The 20,404-nt window shown below is 32.7% G+C and carries 21 protein-coding genes; 20 read left to right on the forward strand and 1 reads right to left on the reverse strand.

What is annotated here, in order from left to right; all coding sequences use genetic code 11:
* From H277_RS0110415 to H277_RS0110425, 3 genes are read left to right on the forward strand one after another with little or no spacing between them, the layout of a single operon-like run.
* Positions 1-588: a riboflavin synthase gene (locus H277_RS0110415; RefSeq protein ID WP_019975537.1), complete on the forward strand. Its 588-nt coding sequence runs from the start codon at positions 1-3 to the stop codon at positions 586-588.
* Between the two features lie 2 nt (positions 589-590).
* Positions 591-2,039 carry an ATP-binding protein gene (locus tag H277_RS0110420; protein WP_033422667.1) on the forward strand — a complete coding sequence of 483 codons (1,449 nt, stop codon included), beginning with the start codon at positions 591-593 and terminating at the stop codon, positions 2,037-2,039.
* Positions 2,032-2,739 carry a tRNA1(Val) (adenine(37)-N6)-methyltransferase gene (locus tag H277_RS0110425; protein WP_019975539.1) on the forward strand — a complete coding sequence of 236 codons (708 nt, stop codon included), beginning with the start codon at positions 2,032-2,034 and terminating at the stop codon, positions 2,737-2,739. The genes H277_RS0110420 and H277_RS0110425 overlap by 8 nt, the downstream gene beginning before the upstream one ends.
* A 77-nt stretch (positions 2,740-2,816) precedes the next feature.
* On the opposite strand, the gene pckA is transcribed toward H277_RS0110425, so the two are convergent.
* Entirely contained in the window at positions 2,817-4,388 is a 1,572-nt protein-coding gene (pckA, locus tag H277_RS0110430) for a phosphoenolpyruvate carboxykinase (ATP) (RefSeq protein ID WP_019975540.1), read from the reverse strand.
* A 228-nt stretch (positions 4,389-4,616) separates the two neighbouring features.
* On the opposite strand from pckA, the gene H277_RS0110435 reads away from it, so the two are divergent.
* The 17 genes from H277_RS0110435 (at position 4,617) to H277_RS18945 (ending at position 20,401) form a co-directional block, all read left to right on the forward strand.
* Positions 4,617-4,853 carry an acyl carrier protein gene (locus tag H277_RS0110435; RefSeq protein ID WP_019975541.1) on the forward strand — a complete coding sequence of 79 codons (237 nt, stop codon included), beginning with the start codon at positions 4,617-4,619 and terminating at the stop codon, positions 4,851-4,853.
* A 15-nt stretch (positions 4,854-4,868) separates the two neighbouring features.
* Positions 4,869-6,122: a beta-ketoacyl-ACP synthase II gene (fabF, locus tag H277_RS0110440; RefSeq protein ID WP_019975542.1), complete on the forward strand. Its 1,254-nt coding sequence runs from the start codon at positions 4,869-4,871 to the stop codon at positions 6,120-6,122.
* On the forward strand, positions 6,122-6,874 hold the full coding sequence (gene rnc / locus H277_RS0110445; RefSeq protein WP_019975543.1) for a ribonuclease III: 753 nt from the start codon (positions 6,122-6,124) through the stop codon (positions 6,872-6,874). The genes fabF and rnc overlap by 1 nt, the downstream gene beginning before the upstream one ends.
* A gap of 4 nt (positions 6,875-6,878) precedes the next feature.
* On the forward strand, positions 6,879-7,337 hold the full coding sequence (locus H277_RS0110450) for an IPExxxVDY family protein (protein WP_019975544.1): 459 nt from the start codon (positions 6,879-6,881) through the stop codon (positions 7,335-7,337).
* A gap of 33 nt (positions 7,338-7,370) precedes the next feature.
* On the forward strand, positions 7,371-8,813 hold the full coding sequence (gene pyk / locus H277_RS0110455) for a pyruvate kinase (RefSeq protein WP_019975545.1): 1,443 nt from the start codon (positions 7,371-7,373) through the stop codon (positions 8,811-8,813).
* Between the two features lie 252 nt (positions 8,814-9,065).
* On the forward strand, positions 9,066-10,058 hold the full coding sequence (locus tag H277_RS0110460) for a mannose-1-phosphate guanylyltransferase (protein ID WP_019975546.1): 993 nt from the start codon (positions 9,066-9,068) through the stop codon (positions 10,056-10,058).
* A 100-nt stretch (positions 10,059-10,158) separates the two neighbouring features.
* A complete protein-coding gene (locus tag H277_RS0110465; protein WP_019975547.1) occupies positions 10,159-10,578 on the forward strand; it encodes an adenylyltransferase/cytidyltransferase family protein in 420 nt (139 codons plus the stop codon).
* Positions 10,578-11,594 carry an NAD-dependent epimerase/dehydratase family protein gene (locus H277_RS0110470; protein WP_019975548.1) on the forward strand — a complete coding sequence of 339 codons (1,017 nt, stop codon included), beginning with the start codon at positions 10,578-10,580 and terminating at the stop codon, positions 11,592-11,594. The genes H277_RS0110465 and H277_RS0110470 overlap by 1 nt, the downstream gene beginning before the upstream one ends.
* On the forward strand, positions 11,594-12,148 hold the full coding sequence (gene rfbC, locus H277_RS0110475; protein ID WP_019975549.1) for a dTDP-4-dehydrorhamnose 3,5-epimerase: 555 nt from the start codon (positions 11,594-11,596) through the stop codon (positions 12,146-12,148). The genes H277_RS0110470 and rfbC overlap by 1 nt, the downstream gene beginning before the upstream one ends.
* Positions 12,149-12,201: 53 nt before the next feature.
* Positions 12,202-13,062: a glucose-1-phosphate thymidylyltransferase RfbA gene (gene rfbA / locus H277_RS0110480; protein ID WP_019975550.1), complete on the forward strand. Its 861-nt coding sequence runs from the start codon at positions 12,202-12,204 to the stop codon at positions 13,060-13,062.
* Between the two features lie 16 nt (positions 13,063-13,078).
* On the forward strand, positions 13,079-14,047 hold the full coding sequence (locus H277_RS0110485) for an SDR family oxidoreductase (protein ID WP_019975551.1): 969 nt from the start codon (positions 13,079-13,081) through the stop codon (positions 14,045-14,047).
* Between the two features lie 31 nt (positions 14,048-14,078).
* Positions 14,079-15,368 (forward strand): nucleotide sugar dehydrogenase, encoded by a 1,290-nt coding sequence (locus tag H277_RS0110490; RefSeq protein ID WP_019975552.1) that lies wholly within the window; start codon positions 14,079-14,081, stop codon positions 15,366-15,368.
* 6 nt (positions 15,369-15,374) lie between these two features.
* On the forward strand, positions 15,375-16,421 hold the full coding sequence (gene rfbB / locus H277_RS0110495; RefSeq protein WP_019975553.1) for a dTDP-glucose 4,6-dehydratase: 1,047 nt from the start codon (positions 15,375-15,377) through the stop codon (positions 16,419-16,421).
* 10 nt (positions 16,422-16,431) lie between these two features.
* The gene (locus H277_RS0110500; protein ID WP_169337519.1) at positions 16,432-17,898 is read left to right on the forward strand and encodes an oligosaccharide flippase family protein; all 1,467 of its coding nucleotides are present in this window, start codon (positions 16,432-16,434) and stop codon (positions 17,896-17,898) included.
* Entirely contained in the window at positions 17,880-18,446 is a 567-nt protein-coding gene (locus H277_RS0110505) for an acyltransferase (RefSeq protein WP_019975555.1), read from the forward strand. Before H277_RS0110500 ends, H277_RS0110505 begins: the two co-directional genes overlap by 19 nt.
* Positions 18,430-19,536, forward strand: a complete 1,107-nt coding sequence (locus H277_RS0110510) for a polysaccharide pyruvyl transferase family protein (RefSeq protein WP_019975556.1) — start codon at positions 18,430-18,432, stop codon at positions 19,534-19,536. The genes H277_RS0110505 and H277_RS0110510 overlap by 17 nt, the downstream gene beginning before the upstream one ends.
* A 7-nt stretch (positions 19,537-19,543) precedes the next feature.
* The gene (locus tag H277_RS18945) at positions 19,544-20,401 is read left to right on the forward strand and encodes a glycosyltransferase family 2 protein (RefSeq protein ID WP_019975557.1); all 858 of its coding nucleotides are present in this window, start codon (positions 19,544-19,546) and stop codon (positions 20,399-20,401) included.
* The last annotated feature ends 3 nt before the right edge of the window (positions 20,402-20,404 follow it).

Raw genomic sequence — 20,404 nt, forward strand, 5'->3', positions numbered from 1 at the left:
ATGTTTACCGGAATCGTTGAAGGAGTTGGAAAGCTTATTAAAACAGAGAAAGATCAGTCAAATTTACACTTATGGATTGAGGCTGATTTTTGTGATGAATTAAAAATTGATCAAAGCGTTGCTCATAATGGAGTCTGTTTAACTGTTGTTGATTTTAAAGATAATCTTTATAAAGTCACTGCTATAGAGGAAACACTTCAAAAAACAAACTTTAACACATTAAAAGATGGCGATTTGATTAATTTAGAACGATGTTTGCAATTCAATGGACGTATCGATGGTCATATTGTTCAAGGACATGTTGATCAGACAGGAAAAATTGTTTCAATTGAAAACCAAAACGGAAGTTTTTTTCTTACTGTAGAATATGATGAGGCTTCATCAGGGAATGTTACAGTAGAAAAAGGATCGATCTGTCTTAATGGAATTAGTTTGACTGTTGTAGACAGTAAAGTAGGTCAGTTTTCTGTCGCGATTATTCCATATACTTGGGAATTTACAAATTTGAATCACCTGCAAGTTGGTGATACGTTGAATTTAGAATTTGATATATTAGGAAAATACGTCAAAAGATTATTCCAAAAATAAAAATGATTAGAAAAAAAAATAACCTATCGCTGCCTGTTCGTATTATCATTTATATGGTAACGATTTTGTTATTTACGGCTGGAGCAATCCTGTTAATTACAGCCAATCATTTTAATGAACAAACAAAACAATATCATGAAGATATTCTAAAAAGAAAAGTAAGAGCGGTAGAATCTGCAATAGATTACGAAATGGATAATTATCCTGGAGTCGCAACCAAGAATAATATTCATACTATTTTGGAAGATGGATTTCTTCGAATAGGGGATATCAACAAAACAGATATTGTGATTTATGATCTGAGGGGAAATAAAATATTAACGACACAACCCGTTTCTACAACTTATGATGTTTTACCTCAAAAAATACTCGATAAACTCAAAGACTCAAATGATTTTATCGTAACGAATAAAGATACGAACAATGAAAATGACATTTATTCGTCTTATAGTAATATCAAAAACTATTACAACGAAAACATAGCTATTCTATGCTTGCCGTATCAGTCAAATCAAGACTTTTTGCAGCAGGATATGTTTACATTGATAGGAAGTTATGGTTTAGCATTTGGCGTGATTTTGTTGTTTGGAACATTAGCGGTATATTTTGTTACAAAACGTACACTGAATAAACTTTGGTCATTTGCAGATCGCATTCGGGAGACAGAAGTTATTGTAAACAATATGCCTATTCGCTATGACGGAAATGACGAAATCAAAGTTTTGGTCGATTCTTACAATGATATGTTGTATCGTTTAAAAGATCAATCCGATTTAATAGCCAAACAAGAAAGAGAAGAGGCTTGGCGAGATTTTGCGAGACAAGTTGCACATGAAGTTAAGAATCCATTAACTCCAATGCGATTGATGATTCAGAATTACATGCGAAGATTTGACCCAAATGATCCTGATATTGAAGAAAAAACAATGCGTACAGGAAATATTTTATTGCAACAAATTGATACCATTTCAGCAATAGCAGAAGCTTTTTCTGACTTTGCAAAAATGCCTTCTCGTAATGATGAAAAAATTGATGTGATTGATGTGATAAAAAATACACTGTATGTGTTTCCAATGGAATATATTGAATTCAATTATTCTCCCGAAATCATTATGATGCATTTTGATAAACAATATTTAAACAGGGTTATCACCAATATTACGAAAAATGCATTTCAATCTATTCCCAAATCACGTAAGGCAAAAGTAAAAGTTGATGTTCTACTGATAGATGGTTTTCTGCATATCAGTATAAAAGATAATGGGGATGGAATTCCGGTAGAATCTCAAGACTCTATTTTTGTTCCAAAATTTACAACGAAGAATAGTGGGATGGGGATTGGTTTACCAATGGTCAAAAAAATTATAGATGATTACGATGGAACAATTCGTTTTGAAACAGAGGTTTCAGTTGGGACAACGTTTTATATTTTGATTCCTTACAATGAATAGAAAACCTTTTCGATTCAAACAATTCGAAATTTTTCAAGATAAAACCGCAATGAAAGTAGGAACAGATGGAGTTCTACTTGGGGCATGGTCAAATCTCGAAACAGGAGATAATATTTTGGATATCGGGGCTGGCACCGGTTTAATTTCTTTGATGCTGGCACAACGTTTTCCAAACTCAAGAGTAGACGCAATAGAAATTGATTATGATGCCTTTTTGCAAGCGAAAGAAAACTTCGAGCATTCTATTTTTTCTGAACGATTAAAGATAAAGAATACATCACTTCAAGTTTATTCAAATGATAAAAAATATGATCTAATTGTTAGTAATCCTCCATTTTTTACCGTTAATAATTCGGTTGATTTTGATGCACGCAAGCAGGCTCGTCAACAAGAAACGTTAACTTTTGCGGAGTTAATAGAAAAATCCGCGAAATTACTTCATAAAGAAGGTGTAGCAAACTTTATTATTCCATACGACCAAATGGATATTTTTTGTGAGAAAACCGCTCAGAATGATTTAAAACTATCTAGAATAGTTTATGTAAAGGGAAATTCTAGTTCACCAATTAAACGTGTCTTATTGGAATTTAGTTTTCAAGAGCGAATAGTTAGAAAAGAAGAGTTGGTAATAGAACGAGAACGTCATCAATACACCAACGAATACATCAGCCTTACAAAAGATTTTTATTTAAAAATGTAATCTATATCTAGAATAGATTAGAAATAAAAAAACCGAGCAAATTGCTCGGTTTTTTTATTTTATTTGAAAGTCAATTTTTAAATTGTCGGTCCACCGGCTAATAAATCAGCAGTTGCAAATTCCTCAAACTTTTTGAAGTTTTCTTTAAATTTAGCAGCTAATATTTGAGCATTTTCTTTATAAGCTTCTTCAGTTGTAAACGATGTAGCAGGATTTAATTTTTCTTGTGCAACACCTTCAATAGCAACCGGAACTTCGAATCCGAAATATGGATCTTTTCTGAACTCGACATTATTTAGGTCTCCATTCAGTGCAGCATTAATAACGGCACGTGTATCTTTTAAAGACATACGTTGTTTTTGACCATTCCATCCAGTGTTGATCAACCAAACATTAACACCTGTTTTCTCTACTTTATCACTTAACATTTCTGCATATTTAGTTGGATGTAATGGCATAAATGGTGCGCCAAAACATGTAGAGAAAGTTGTTTGAGGTTCTGTAACACCAGCTTCTGTACCCGCGACCTTAGATGTGTATCCTGAAATAAACAAATAAGCAGCTTGATCCGGATTTAACCTTGCGATTGGAGGGAAAACACCATAAGCATCAAAAGATAAGAAGAAAATATTTTTAGGATTTTTCCCAACAGATGGAACGGCAATATTTTCGATATAATCAATCGGGTAAGAAACACGCGTATTTTCAGTAATAGAAGTGTCTGTGAAATCTACTTCGTTTGTTCCTTGAACCAATTTACAGTTTTCTAATAAAGCTCCGTCTTTAATCGCTGCAAAAATTTCAGGTTCACCTTCCGGAGATAAGTTGATTACTTTTGCATAACAGCCACCTTCAAAATTGAATACAGTATTGTCTTCAGTCCAACCGTGTTCGTCATCACCAATTAAACGTCTGTTTTTATCAGCGGATAAGGTTGTTTTACCTGTTCCGGATAAACCAAAAAACATGGCTGTATCTCCGTTTTCACCAGAGTTAGCAGAACAGTGCATTGGCAAAGTTTTTCTAAATACTGGCATAATAAAGTTTAATGCAGAAAAAATTCCTTTTTTCATTTCTCCTGTATAGCCTGTTCCACCATTCAAAACGATTTTGCGTTTGAAGTTTAGAATCGAGAAATTGTGTTGTCTTGTCCCGTCTTCTTCTGCATTTGCAACAAAAGTTGGCGCATTAATAATCGTCCATTCAGAATCTCCGAAGTTTTTTAACTCTTCTTCTGTTGGACGGATAAACATATTGTAAATAAACAAATTAGCTGCAGGAGTTTCAGTAATCGCTCTGATTTTTGTTTTGTATGAGTCATCTGCACAAGCAAAAGCATCGCGTACATAAACTTCACGGTTACTTAAGTGAGCAACAACTTTGTCATACAGCGCATCAAATTTTTCAGAATCGAAAGGAATATTAATATTTCCATCCCACCATACGTTATCTTCTGTAATTTCGTCTTTTACAATAAAACGATCTTTAGGCGATCGTCCTGTAAATTCTCCTGTAAGCATATTCACTGCTCCAGAAGAAGTAATTTCTCCTTGTCCTAACTCTACCATCTTCTTGGTAAGTTCTTCAGGAGATAATTGATAGTTGATTTTGGAATTTTTTATTCCGTAAGATGCCAATTCTATGCTCATTTTTGTGATTTTATAGTATCTTTATAAGATTAAAGGTAAAAACTTTGTGCAAAGTTACAATAAAAAAAAGCGTGAAAAATTTGACTTATGTCATTCACTTAAACGTTTTCGTAAAAATTTATTCACGTTATATTTGTAAGTTCTTATGCGTGCATATAAAAAAAAGCTTGTATTTAATATAAGTTTTATATTTTTGCACTAGTTTACAACAATTAAAATTAGAAAATTATGTCTGACATTACATCAAGAGTGAAAGCAATTATCGTAGATAAATTAGGAGTTGACGAAAGCGAAGTTACTCTAGAAGCAAGTTTCACTAACGATTTAGGAGCTGATTCATTAGACACTGTAGAATTAATCATGGAGTTCGAAAAAGAATTTGACATCCAAATTCCAGACGATCAAGCAGAAAAAATTTCTACAGTAGGTCAAGCTGTTAAATACATCGAAGACTTAAACAAGTAATAGTTCCTAATTTTTATGGAATTAAAAAGAGTAGTAGTAACAGGTTTAGGCGCGCTGACACCAATCGGAAATACATACCAAGAGTATTGGGATGGATTAGTGAATGGTGTAAGTGGCGCTGCGCCTATTACGCTTTTTGACGCAACTCTTTTTAAGACACAATTTGCTTGTGAGGTCAAAAACTTCAATATTGAAGACCATTTTGACCGAAAAGAAGCGCGCAAGATTGATCGTTGTGCCCAATTGGGAATTGTGGCTGCAAGAGAAGCTATCAAACATAGTGGTATTTTAGATGCTGCTAATGCAAACAAAGAGCGTATAGGTGTTATATGGGGATCTGGTATTGGTGGAATTAAAACTTTTGAAGAAGAAGTTTCTAATTATGCTACAGGAAATGGAACACCTCGTTTCAATCCTTTCTTTATCCCTAAGATGATTGCAGATATCACACCTGGTCATATTTCAATGGAATTTGGTCTTATGGGACCTAATTATACAACTGTTTCGGCTTGTGCCTCTTCAACAAATGCAATTATTGATGCTTACATGTTATTAAGACTTGGAAAAGCTGAAGCAATAGTTACAGGAGGTTCGGAAGCTGCAATTACAGCATCTAGTATTGGAGGATTCAATGCTTTGCATGCGTTATCAACTAGAAATGACGATCCGCAAACAGCTTCTAGACCATTTGACAAAGACCGAGATGGTTTTGTAATGGGAGAAGGTGCAGGATGTATTGTTTTAGAAGAGTATGAGCATGCAATTGCACGTGGGGCTACAATTTATGCTGAATTAGTAGGAACAGGAATGACAGCAGATGCTCATCATATTACAGCACCACATCCGGAAGGAATTGGGGCATTGAATGTGATGAAAGAAGCTTTATTAGATGCAAATATCAACGTAGAAGATATCGATCATATTAATATGCACGGAACTTCTACTCCATTAGGGGATATAGCTGAATCTAAAGCTATTCAAAAATTATTTGGAGAACACGCATACAATATTCAGATCAATTCGACTAAATCAATGACAGGTCACTTATTGGGTGGTGCTGGAATTATCGAAGCGATTTCGACTATTGGAGCAATCAATAACAGTGTTGTTCCACCAACGATTAATCATTTTACGGATGATGAAAATCTTGATCCAAAAATTGATTATACATTTAACAAAGCCAAAGAGAAAAATGTAGAATACGCATTGAGTAACACGTTTGGTTTTGGTGGTCACAATGCTTGTGTGATATTTAAGAAGTATAAGTAATGTCTTTCTTAAAAAAATTATTTTCTTTTAAAAATCATCGTGGTGATTCAAATTCATCTGATCCTTTTTTGAGATTTTTGAAGTCGGTTTTGGGTTATACTCCTCAGAATGTTGAGGTTTTTAAAGAAGCATTTACGCACAGATCGGCTCAGAAAAAAGATGAAAACGGAAACAGTATAAATTTTGAAAGATTAGAGTTTTTAGGAGATGCATTACTTGGTGCTTCTGCAGCAATGCACTTATACTATAAAGCACCAGGTCAGCAAGAAGGCTATTTAACAAAAATGCGCTCAAAAATAGTTTCTCGTAAACAATTGAATGCTGTTTCGAAACAGCTTGGTCTATTGGATTATTTAGATCCAATGAATAACCACAATAACTTAGGAGAAGATGTGAATGGAGACATGTTAGAAGCTTTGGTTGGGGCGATTTACGTAGATGGAGGAATAGATGCAGTGCAGAAGTTTATTCAAGTCAAAATTATTGACCCTTATGCGGATTTAGACCGTTTGGAACATACCATTACAAGTCATAAATCATTGATTTTGGAATGGAGTCAGAAAACGAGAAATACGATAAGATTCAATACGTTTGAGGAGCAAAATGCTGAAGATCTTCAGGTTTTTGTGTCTGTCATTCGTCTCAATGATAAAGTCATCTCAAAAGGGAGGGGAACTTCAAAAAAGAAAGCGGAAGAAAGCGCAGCAAAACGTGCTTATTATTCGCTACAAAAGAAAATAGAAAAAGTATAGTAGAATGGCAGAATTACTCTTATATGATGATTGGATAGATTTTCATCTGATAGGCGTAAATTCTAGTTTTAATACTTCAACACAATTTATTTTCCATCTTAATTCTACTTTTGATACGCGATTTCAGCGTATCAATGATTTGGATATCTGGTTAGATGATCATACCTACTATTTCGAGACTTATGAATGGTTGGATGAAGCAAATAAAATAGATTATCATATCATTAAAAATACACCAAATCAATCTGATTCTCAAAAAAATGAAGTAGATTTATCAAATCTTTTCAAAGAGAGTATTATACTTGTGCCTAATTATAAGGACTGTAACTATATTGTGAAAGTATCAGGATGGGAAGATGGTATTCAGAATCTTCCACTTCCATTTGTAGAAAAAGATTTTATAAAAAAGATAAAAAAAATAGAGATTGATCTTATTGGTGTTGCTGATAGATTGGTTTTCTAACAAAATATTGTGCATAAAAAAAGGGAAAAAATTATGATTTACGATAGACAATTTCTTAAAAAGACAAAAATTGTCGCGACTTTGGGTCCGGCAACAGAAAGTCCAGAGATTTTATTAGAAATGATGAGAAAAGGAACAGATGTGTTCCGTATCAATTTTTCACACGCAGATTATGCAGATGTGAAACGTAAAATTGAGACTATTCATCAACTAAATAACGATCATGGATACAATACAGCAATTTTAGCGGATTTGCAAGGGCCTAAATTGCGTATTGGAAAAATGGAGCACGAAGATTTCGTGATCAATCCGGGAGATATTTTAACATTTACGAACGAGGATGTTGTAGGAACCAAAGAAAAAGTTTTTATGACGTACAAAAGATTTGCTCAAGATGTGAAAGTTGGAGAGAATATCTTGATTGATGACGGAAAATTAATTTTCAAAGTAATTGAAACAAATGGAACAGATACTGTAAAGGCAGAAACTATTCAAGGTGGTCCATTACGTTCAAAAAAAGGAGTTAACTTACCAAATACAAATATATCATTACCGGCTTTAACGGAAAAAGACAAAGAAGATGCAAAATTTGCGATTGAAAACCGTGTCGATTGGTTTGCATTATCGTTTGTTCGTTCAGGGCAAGATGTAAAAGACTTATCAGATTTTATCAAAGAAAATGGAACATTAAAAATTCCAATCATTTCTAAAATCGAAAAACCGGAAGCATTAGAAAATATTGATGATATCTTAGAATTTTCAGATGGTTTAATGGTTGCTCGCGGCGATTTAGGAGTTGAAGTTCCGTTTGAAATCGTACCAAAAGCCCAAAAACAATTAATTGATAAAGCAAAATTAGCGCGTAAACCAGTGATTGTTGCAACACAAATGATGGAAACAATGATTTCGAGTTTAACACCAACGCGTGCAGAAGTTTCAGATGTTGCAAATGCAGTTTTTGATGGAGCTGATGCAGTGATGCTGTCTGGAGAAACGTCTGTTGGTCAATATCCTGTGCAAGTGATAGAGAAAATGACGAAGATTCTTCAAACTGTTGAGGACGACGAACATGTTCATGTGCCTGAGCATAAACCGAAAATTAAGAATGAACGCTTTGTAACTGACATGGTTTGTTATAATGCAGCTAAAATGGCTGAGGATACAGGAGCAAAAGCAATCGCAACCTTAACATATTCTGGTTATACGGCTTTCCAGATTTCATCACATCGTCCAAATTCATTTATTTTGGTGTTTAATCCAAGTAAACGAATCAATCGTATGTTGAACTTGTTGTGGGGTGTAAAAGCTATTAATTATGACCCGAGAGATACCTCTACCGATCAAACGGTAACAGAAGTGAACATCTTAGCTAAGAATGCAGGTTATGTTGATTATGGTGATTATATTATCAACTTAAATGCAATGCCGGCATTTGAAAAAGGAATTACAAATACATTGCGTATTTCGATGATTTAAAAAATTAGATATATAGAATAAAGAAAGCGTTCAATTTTGAACGCTTTTTATTTTTATAATTTGACCTTTTTGAGGTTTAAATAATTGTTGACAGGTTTTTGTAATTTTTATTAAAGAAATAGTGTATTTTTCTAATTCAGAAAGAATAATTAATAGAGATTTATTGATTCAAATAAACAAAATAAATTATTCTAATTCAGGTTTAAACTGAAATTGATTTCATATCTTTGTTAGTTCGAATTAGAAGAATCTATGTGTATTTATAATGTGATATTGTCTGGAGGTGTAGGGAGTAGACTTTGGCCACTTTCAAGAAAAAGTCATCCGAAACAATATTTACCGTTGTTTAATGAGCAGTCATTGTTTGAATTAACGATTCAACGCAATCGTTCCATAGCAGATAAATTAATTGTTATCGGAAATAAAGATAATGATCATTTAAGTCAAGAAGTTTTAAATAATCTTGATGTAGAATATACCAAAATTGTAGAAGCAGTTCCCCGGAATACAGCTGCTGCAATTGCATTTGCTGCATTAGCAGTTGATGATGATGATATCTTAATTGTTACACCTTCAGATCATCTGATAGAAGATTTAAAGGCTTATGAAAATGCCATGAAAAAAGCGATTGATTTAGCTCAAAAAGATTACATTGTGACATTTGGTGTACATCCAACCCGCCCGGAGACAGGATACGGATATATTGAGCATAAAGGAGATAATGTACTTTCTTTTCGGGAAAAACCAAACCATATTACAGCACAAGATTTTATAGAGCAAGGTAACTTTTTATGGAACAGTGGAATGTTTTGTTTTAAGGCAAAAGTTTTACTGAAGGAGCTGAAGAAATTTGAAAAAGAGATTTACGAGAATTCAAAAATAGCTTGGAAAGAAAATACAAATGGAGAGTTGAACGAAGAGCTTTCAATGAATATTCCCTCTAACAGTATAGATTATGCTGTGATGGAGCGAAGCAAGAAAATAAAAGTAGTTCCGGCTAAATTTATTTGGAATGATTTGGGTTCTTTTGAGTCTTTGTATGATTATTTTGTGTTAAATGGTCATTACGTGGATAGAAATGGAAATATGGTGATAGGAACAGGTGTATACACTTCTTTTGTGGGGTTACAAAATACCATTTTTGTACACACACCAACAGCAAATTTAATTCTGCAAAAAGAATATTCTCAGGAAGTTAAAAATGTGTACACGCATTTAGAAAAAAGAAATTCAGAATTAATATAATATAAAAAGCGCTGTTAGTTAGCGCTTTTTTAATGTCCAATTCCTTAAAATTTATCCAATTTTATTCCTTAAATTTGTGGTTCCAACAATATTAGTATAAATGACGACTGGAATTACTTTCGGAATATTTGATTTACTTCATGCAGGCCACGTAATGATGCTTGAAGAATCCAAAAGACAATGCGATTATTTGATTGTAGGACTTAATACCGACCCTACATCTGTTGATCCTTCTAAAAACAGCCCCACCCAATCAATTGTAGAACGATACATTCAATTAGAAGGCTGTCGTTATGTTGATGAAATTATTCCTTACGAGACAGAGCAAGATTTGTTTGATATGTTAAGTGCTTTGCCAATAAATGTTAGAATTATTGGAGAAGAATATAGACATATAGATTTCACAGGGAAACAATATTGTTTGGATAACAATATCCAAATTTACTACAACAAACGTACTCATCGCTTTTCTAGTTCAGGATTGAGAAAGGTTGTGGCAACTTCTGAAAAGGAGAAATAATGAAGACAATACTCATAACCGGTGTAGCAGGTTTCATAGGTTATCATTTAGCAGAAAAATTAGTCAAGAAAGATATTCAGGTTGTTGGAATTGATAATATCAACGATTATTATGATGTTCAGTTAAAATATGATCGATTAAAAGAACTAGGAATTGAACAACAATTGGCTACTAATTTTAATCAGGAAGTAATCTCTTCAATACATGAAGAAAAACTGGTTTTTTATCGAATGAATTTGGAAGCTCGCCAAGCTTTATCAAATTTATTCAAACAATATTCCTTTGATGTTGTGATTAACTTGGCTGCTCAAGCAGGAGTAAGGTATAGTATTGAAAATCCTGATGCTTACGGTCAAAGTAATTTAATTGGTTTTCTGAATGTTCTAGAATGTTGCCGTCATCATCAGGTCAAAAAGTTACTGTATGCAAGTAGTTCAAGTATATATGGTAATTCTTCTGATGTTCCGTTTTCTACAATGCAGAATGTTGATAACCCGATCAGTTTATATGCAGCAACGAAGAAAGCAAATGAATTAATGGCACATGCTTATAGTCATTTATATCATTTTCAAACCATAGGATTACGTTTTTTTACAGTTTATGGACCATGGGGGCGTCCAGATATGGCCATGTTTTTATTTGTTGATGCAATTTTAAATCATCAACCACTGAAAGTATTCAATCATGGTGATTTGTCACGTGATTTCACTTATATTGATGATGTCATTCAAGGAATTGATGCAATTTTAGAAGATAATACAATCATAGAAAGATATCAACTTTATAATATTGGTAATAGTAAACCTGTGCAATTGATGGATTTCATTAAAGAAATAGAAAATTCAACAGGAAAAAAAGCAATTTTAGAAATGTATCCTATGCAAGCTGGAGATGTCAATCAAACGTGGGCAGATGTTCAAGATTTAAAAGATAAATTTGGTTACAATCCAAAATTTCCAGTCAATAAAGGAGTTTCTAATTTTGTGGATTGGTATAAGAAATATTACAAGAAATAATGAAGGCTACAGAAACGAAATTGAAGGGATGTTTTATTTTAGAACCAACTGTTTTCGAAGATTCAAGAGGTTATTTTTTTGAATCTTACAATGAGAATAAGTTAGAAAATGTTTTAGGTTATAAACCAACTTTCGTACAGGATAATCAATCCCGTTCATCCTATGGTGTTGTTCGAGGATTGCATATACAGGCAGGAGAACATGCGCAAGCAAAATTAGTCCGTGTTATAGAAGGAACTGTCATAGATGTGGCAGTAGACGTTCGTCTAGGTTCCGATACATATGGACAGTATGTGGCAGTAGAGTTATCGGCAGAGAATAAAAAGCAATTATTTATTCCGAGAGGTTTTTTACATGGTTTTTCAGTTGTATCTGAACATGCAACTTTTTTTTATAAATGCGATAACGGATACAATAAAGAATCAGAGGATGGAGTACATCCATTAGATAATGACTTAGGAATAGACTGGCAAGTGCCAATGAATCAAATGATTATTTCGGACAAAGATCAAGAAGCTCAATCATTTAAAATATTTAAAAATAAGAACAACTAAAACTCTAATAAATCTCGTTGAGCGTTTAACGTTTAACGTAAAACGTTAAAAATATGAAAGGAATAATATTAGCAGGAGGTTCCGGGACTCGTTTACATCCGTTAACCTTAGCCGTAAGTAAACAGCTAATGCCGGTGTATGATAAACCAATGATCTATTACCCGCTTTCAACATTAATGCTGGCTGGTATTCATGAAATTTTAATTATTTCCACTCCTCATGATTTACCCCATTTTGAAAAATTATTAGGTGATGGATCACAAATTGGCTGTAAATTTTCTTATAAAGAACAACCTACCCCGGATGGTTTAGCACAAGCGTTTATTTTGGGTGAAGACTTTATTGGAAATGATAAAGTTGCCTTGATTTTAGGGGACAATATATTTTATGCTTCAGGGATGTCTAAATTACTACAAGATTCAGCAGATCCAAATGGTGGCGTAGTTTTTGCTTATCAAGTGAGCGATCCCGAAAGATATGGTGTAGTTGAGTTTAATCAGAACAATGAAGTGGTTTCGATTGAAGAAAAACCAAAAGAACCAAAATCTAATTATGCCGTACCGGGATTGTATTTCTATGACAACGATGTTGTGGAGATTGCGAAAAATATACGACCGTCTTTTCGTGGAGAATTAGAAATTACGGATATCAATGCTGAATACCTGAAAAGGGGAAAATTGAAAGTAGGTGTATTTAACAGAGGAACAGCTTGGTTGGATACGGGAACTATTAACTCTTTGATGCAGGCAGGTCAATTTGTACAAGTGATTGAAGAGCGTCAAGGAATGAAAATTGGAGCAATTGAAGAAGTTGCATATCGCATGGGATACATTGATAAAGAACAATTAATCAAAATAGCGGAGCCCTTAAAAAAAAGTGGGTATGGCGAATATTTGATGAAAATTATAAAATAATAGAAACTAAATCAGAATGAAGCACATATTAATTACCGGAGGTGCAGGGTTTATCGGGTCAAATTTAACAGAATATTTTTTAAGCAAAAACTATCAAGTAACTTGTTTAGACAATTTTGCAACAGGACATCGTCATAATATCGAGCCTTTTTTTGAAAATTCGAATTATACGTTGATAGAAGGTGATATTCGAGATTTAGAAACGTGCCATAAAGCAGTTACAGGAGTAGATTATGTGTTACATCAGGCGGCTTTAGGATCGGTTCCCCGATCAATTAATGATCCGATAACGTCGAATGAAGTGAATGTTTCAGGTTTTTTAAATATGCTGGTTGCAGCTCGTGATGCCGGAGTTAAGCGATTTGTTTATGCTGCTTCTTCTTCTACCTATGGCGACTCAGAAAATTTGCCTAAAGTAGAGGAAATCATCGGAAAGCCATTATCGCCTTATGCCATTACAAAATATGTAAATGAGTTGTATGCAGACATCTTCAGTAAAACCTATGGCTTATCGTGTATAGGATTACGTTATTTTAATGTATTTGGACGCCGCCAGGATCCGAATGGAGCATATGCTGCAGTTATTCCATTATTTGTCAAACAGTTTATGAACCATGAATCGCCTAAAATTAATGGAACGGGAGATTTCTCTCGTGATTTTACCTATATTGATAACGTTATTCAAATGAATGAACGTGCAATGTTAACCGAAAATGAAGAAGCAACAAATACAGTATACAATACTGCGGTAGGAGATCGTACTACATTGAATGATTTAGTCAAATACTTAAGAGCATATTTAAGTGAATTTGACGCTGAAATTTCCAAGGTAGAAGTTATACATGGTCCTAACCGAGTGGGAGATATCCCACATTCATTGGCATCCATTGAAAAAGCAAAAACATTATTAGGGTATGAACCGACTCATACAATAGATAAAGGCTTAAAAGAAGCGGTAAAATGGTATTGGGAAAATTTGAAATAATCCAAAAAAATAAACGAACAAAAAAAAATCAATGAGTACATCACATAAAATAGCAATTATAGGTTTAGGGTACGTAGGCTTACCTTTAGCACGTTTATTTGCAACGAAATATCCTGTAGTAGGATTTGATATCAACCAACAACGAATCGAAGAATTAAACCAAGGAACGGACCATACATTAGAGGTTGATAATGAGGTTTTACAAGCTGTTTTAGTAAAAGAAAACCCTTTTACCAGCGATTCAAATGGATTGTATTGTTCCAATAACCTGGATGACATTAAAGAGGCAAATATTTATGTTGTAACGGTACCAACACCTGTTGATAAACACAATCGTCCGGATTTAACACCCTTGTATAAATCTTCAGAAACGGTAGGAAAAGTATTGTCGAAAGGAGATATTGTAATTTATGAATCAACTGTTTATCCGGGAGTTACGGAAGAAGAATGCATTCCTGTTTTGGAAAAAGTATCCGGCTTAAAATTCAATGAAGATTTCTTTGCTGGGTATTCGCCGGAGCGTATCAATCCGGGAGATAAAGAACATACTGTTGAGAAAATCTTAAAAGTAACATCAGGTTCTACACCGGAAATAGGTGAGGTCGTAAACAATATTTACAAGTCGGTGATTGTTGCCGGAACCCATTTAGCACCAACGATTAAAGTTGCTGAAGCGGCTAAGGTGATCGAAAATTCACAACGCGATATCAATATTGCATTTGTAAACGAATTGGCTAAAATTTTTAATTTATTGGACATCGATACCCATGCGGTTTTAGAAGCTGCGGGAACAAAATGGAATTTCTTGCCATTTAAACCGGGATTAGTAGGTGGACATTGCATTGGAGTCGATCCGTATTATTTGGCACAGAAAGCACAAGAAAAAGGGTATCACCCGGAAATTATCTTAGCAGGTCGTCGTCTGAATGATTCGATGGGACAATATGTTGCCTCACAAGTGGTGAAAACGATGATTAAGAAAAATATCAAAGTAAATGGTGCCAAAGTGTTGAACCTAGGAATTACATTCAAAGAAAACTGTCCTGATGTCCGCAATACAAAAGCCGTAGATGTAATCGAGGCCTTACAAGATTATTCATTAGACGTCACAACGTTTGACCCGTGGGCAAATCCTACTGAGGTTCAACATGAATATGGGATGAATATCATCAATGAATTATCAGATGAAAAGTTTGATGCGATCATTTTGACCGTTGCTCATAAAGAATTTACAAATTTAGATTTGAACCAATATTTAAAAGAAAATGGAATAATCTATGATGTAAAAGGAATTTTAACAGCGAGCGATAATAGGTTGTAATTAACTATGAAAACTATTTTAATAACAGGAGGTGCTGGTTTTATCGGATCGCATGTCGTACGAGAATTTGTCTTAAACTATCCTGAAACAAAAATCATCAATTTAGATGCTTTAACGTATGCAGGTAATTTGGAAAATCTGAAAGATATTGAAGATCGCCCAAATTATGAATTTGTAAAAGCAGATATTGTGGATGCACAACATATATTAGAGGTTTTTGAACAGTATCAACCGGATGGTGTTATTCATTTGGCAGCGGAATCACATGTAGATCGTTCGATTACTAATCCGTTAGAGTTTGTGATGACAAACGTTATCGGAACAGTAAACTTGTTAAACGCAGCTAAAACAATTTGGAATGGTAATTTTGAGGGAAAACGTTTTCATCATGTCTCAACCGATGAGGTTTTTGGAGCATTGGGAGATGAAGGATTCTTTACGGAAGAAACGTCTTATGATCCGCATTCTCCTTATTCTGCTTCTAAAGCATCTTCAGATCATTTTGTAAGAGCTTACCACGATACGTATGGTTTACCCGTTGTGATGACAAACTGTTCAAATAATTACGGTCCGAATCATTTTCCTGAGAAGCTAATCCCATTGTGTATTCACAATATTCTGAACAATAATCCACTTCCAATATACGGAGACGGTAAATATACACGCGATTGGTTGTTTGTAATTGATCATGCCAAAGCGATTGATTTAGTTTTCCATGAGGCAGAAAATGGAGCGTCTTATAATGTAGGAGGTTTTAACGAATGGAAAAATATCGATTTAGTGAAAGAATTGTGTAAACAAATGGATGAAAAATTAGGACGTGAAGTAGGTACTTCAGAACAATTAATCACGTTTGTAAAAGATCGTCCTGGACACGATCTACGTTATGCTATTGATGCTACTAAAATTAATGAAGAATTGGGATGGAAACCATCCGTCACTTTTGAAGAGGGTTTATCCAAAACAATTGATTGGTTTTTAGAAAATCAAGAATGGTTGGATAATGTAACTTCCGGCGATTATAAAAATTACTATAAGAAACAGTATAATTGATATGGCGCTTATGTCCATCAAAAATAAAATTTTTAATTCTTCTTTTGCTAGAAAATTACTTTTTGGAACTTTTTGGATGACCTTCGGTACTTTAATGTCAAGAGGGTTATTGGCTTTAGCTTCAATAGTACTTGCAAGAATACTAACTTTAAAAGAATATGGTGAATTTGGAATGGTAAAATCCACAATCGATAATTTTTTAATTTTTGCTTCAATGGGGATAGGACTCACGACGACAAAATATATGTCAGAATTAAAAGACGTTGACAAAGATAAAGCCTCTTCTATGTTGGGAGCATCGCTAAGTCTTGTTACAATTTTGGGTGTATCAGTAGCATTGTTAGTTTGTTTATTTTCAAATAATATTGCTATTGTTTTTTTGAATAATCAAGAATTAGCAATTCCTTTATCAATAGGAGGTTTAACATTAATATTTATTGCAATAAATGGAACTCAAATGGGAGCTTTACTTGGCTTTCAAGCTTTTCAAAAAAACTCTTTATCTAATATCTTACAGGGAGTTTTTTTATTTATAGGGCTTATTGTTGGTGGATATTTGTTTGGAGTTGAAGGTGCTTTACTAGGCAATTTGATTGCGATTTTTTTTGTATCAATTGTTCTACAAATCTTATTAAAAAAGGAAAGTAAAAAATTTAATATACAAATTAATTTAAATGACTGGAAGACAAATATTAAGACAATTTATAAGTTTGCGATTCCTGCATCTTTAAGTACAATAGTTGTAGCACCAACGATATGGATATTAAACACTATATTAGTTAATCAAAAAGATGGATATTCAGAGCTAGGTTTGTATAGTGCAGTAATCATATTTTCTACAGCTATACAGATGTTTAATGGAGCAATAAGTAATGTATTATTACCAATTTTTTTGTCAAAATCAGAAGAAAAATCCCCTAAAAAAGAGTTTTTCAATTATTTCGGTTCTTGGATTATATCAATAATTATTGCTCTTCCATTGATTGTTTTTCCTGAACTAGTTTCTTTGGTTTTGGGAAGTAAATATGAAACGGACAAAATTGTTCCAATATTAGGTATGTCAATAGTAGCTACTTTAATAATTACTAATAGAGCTGGTGTTTCAAGAGACCTTATAATAAAAAACAAAATGTGGCTAAGCGTTTTTAGCATGGGTCAATGGGCGATTACTAATCTATTAATTTTTTATTTTTTGAAAGAATATGGAGCATTAGGGTTTGCTTTTTCTTACATGGCCTCTTATTTAATGAACTACCTTATTTTTTTACCATATTTTATTCATCAAAAAATATCACCGTCAATTATCTTTTATAACAAATGGAATTTTATATTATGGGCTTTAATACTAATTTTGGTAGGTTGTAATGTTTTTATGTATAATCAATTGATTATTAGAGTTATTGTGACAATCATAACTGTTGGTTTTATTATTGTATCTATATCTAAATTATATAAACAATGTTTGAAAAAATTATAAAATTATATTGGTTGTTAACAACAAAAAATACTTTAAAAAGAATCAGCAAAATAGGAAAAGGTGTACAGCTATCTTTGCCAATAACAATTAGCAAACCAGAAAACCTGGAAATAGGTAATTATGTGTATATTGGCCCAGGAGCTTGGATTTCTACTTATGGGAAAGTGAAGATAGGCTCAGGAACTATTTTTGGACCTAGGTTAAAGATATATACAGGAAACCATAATTATGATAGTGATAAATTAATACCATATGATGAAATTACTATTTCTAAAGAAGTTACAATAGAAGAAAATGTTTGGATAGGAGGAGATGTAACAATACTTCCTGGAGTTATAATTGGTGAAGGTGCAATTATTGGAGCAAGTGCAGTAGTTACTAAAGATGTACCTAAGGGAGCTATAGTAGGAGGGAATCCAGGAAAAGTTATAAAATACAGAGACTTAGATAAGTACGATAAATTAAAACATGAAGGTAAATTTTATCTAAAAACAAAACAAGAAGGTAAAATTAAAATGAAAATAGTAGAATATGAAAGCAATATTTAGTGGTTATTATGGTGCAATGAATTCTGGAGATGATGCCTTTGTAGAAGTATCAGCTTGGGGTAGTAAAAAATATTGGAATTCTGATGAGCAATTATTTTTTGCCAATCAGTTACCTGAAACTAGAACAGATACATCACATTATTTTGCGCATAAAAACTATATAAATTTTGCGAGAGCAGTAAAAGATATTTTTTTAAGTGATATTTTTGTTTCTGCAGGAGGTTCTACTTTTCATTCTGCTTTAACAAAAACAGATCTTAGAAGCTATGCTAAGTTAAAAAGGACCTTAAAATTTGGAGGAAAAACAGGTGCAATTGGGATTTCTCTTGGTCCTTTTAAAAATACTAATGCTGAAAATAATACATTAGATTACTTAAAAACACTTGATTTTTTAGCCTTAAGAGATAAAAAATCATATGATTTAGCTAAAAGTTATAATCTACCTTATCAACCCATAAAAGCATTTGATTTAGCTGCATTATTACCAGAAATATACAATTTCGATATAAATAAAGAAAAGATAAAAACGAGTAAAGAGTCTATCGTGGGAATTAGTGTTTGTAATTACGAATCTTATACTAATGGTAATTTAGCAAACGAAGAACGTAGAAATAAATTTATTATAGATCTAGTTAACGAATTAAAGAAAAATGAAAGTATAAAATTTAGATTTTTCATTTTTAATGGAAACTTAACAATGGGTGATGAAAAGTTAACAAAAGAAATAATAACGAAACTTAATACCGATGACAAATTAAATTTTGAAATCATACCTTATTTATCAAAAGTTGAAGAAACATATCATTTAATTGCTTCTTGTGATGTTGTGGTTTCTACTAGATTACATGCAAGCATTTTTGCTTGTTATAGTAATACACCATTTTTCTTATTAGAATATCATCGTAAGTGTACAGATTTTTTAAATGATGTTGGACAATTAGAAGATTATCGAATTATGGATGCTGAAGTAGAGGTTGGGAAAGTAGTATCAGAAATTGAAAAAATATTGTTTCACAAAAAATTTGAAGTACCAATCAATTTAATTGATACAATAGAAAGATCACGTCTTAATTTTACCGCAACAAAATAATAATTAAATGGTTTCTGTCGTAATACCTTTATATAATAAGGAAAATAGTATTTTGGACACAATACATTCTGTATTGAATCAAAGTTATGATGATTTTGAATTATTAATCATTAATGATGGATCAACAGATAACAGTCTATCAGTTGTTAGTAATATTCAAGATCCGAGAATTAAAATTATAGATAAACCGAATGGAGGAGTTTCTTCCGCAAGAAATGTTGGAATACTGAATTCACAAAATGAGTATATAGCTTTTCTTGATGGTGATGATTTATGGTTTGAAACGCATTTAGAAACCTTAGTAAATTCTATTGAATTATTAGATAAAAATGATATAGGAGGAATAGGTACTACTTTTTATAAATCAGAAAACAAAATATTTGATGAAAAAAAGTTTATAAAAAATAAGCCTCTAATTATTGATGATTATTTTGAATTTATGTCTTCTCCAATACCAAGATTTAACTCATCTACTTTAATGGTAAAGAAATCAAAAATAATGGAAACGGGGTTATTTGATGAAAGTCTTAAATATGGTGAAGATGTTGAATTCTGGTATAAACTATTTTCAAAATATACATTGATTTATTTGAATACTATTACTACAATTTATTTTGTTGCTGCAGAAAACAGGAGTGCTCATTATGTAATGCCATTAGATAAAAGATTCTTAAAATACAATTATCTAAATAAATCGAAATCGGAAAAAAAATATTTAGATAAACTTGTTGCATTAGTCTTAATAGATTACTTTAATCAAAAAGCGTATAAAGAAGTAATAATTGTTTTGAAAATGTATTGTGGTAGGCTATTTGGTGTTTCAGATTACATATTAAAGTTAACTAAGAACAAATTGAAAAAATAATTA

Origin of the sequence: Empedobacter brevis NBRC 14943 = ATCC 43319 (assembly GCF_000382425.1) — a bacterium.
Taxonomy (GTDB): Bacteria; Bacteroidota; Bacteroidia; order Flavobacteriales; family Weeksellaceae; genus Empedobacter; species Empedobacter brevis.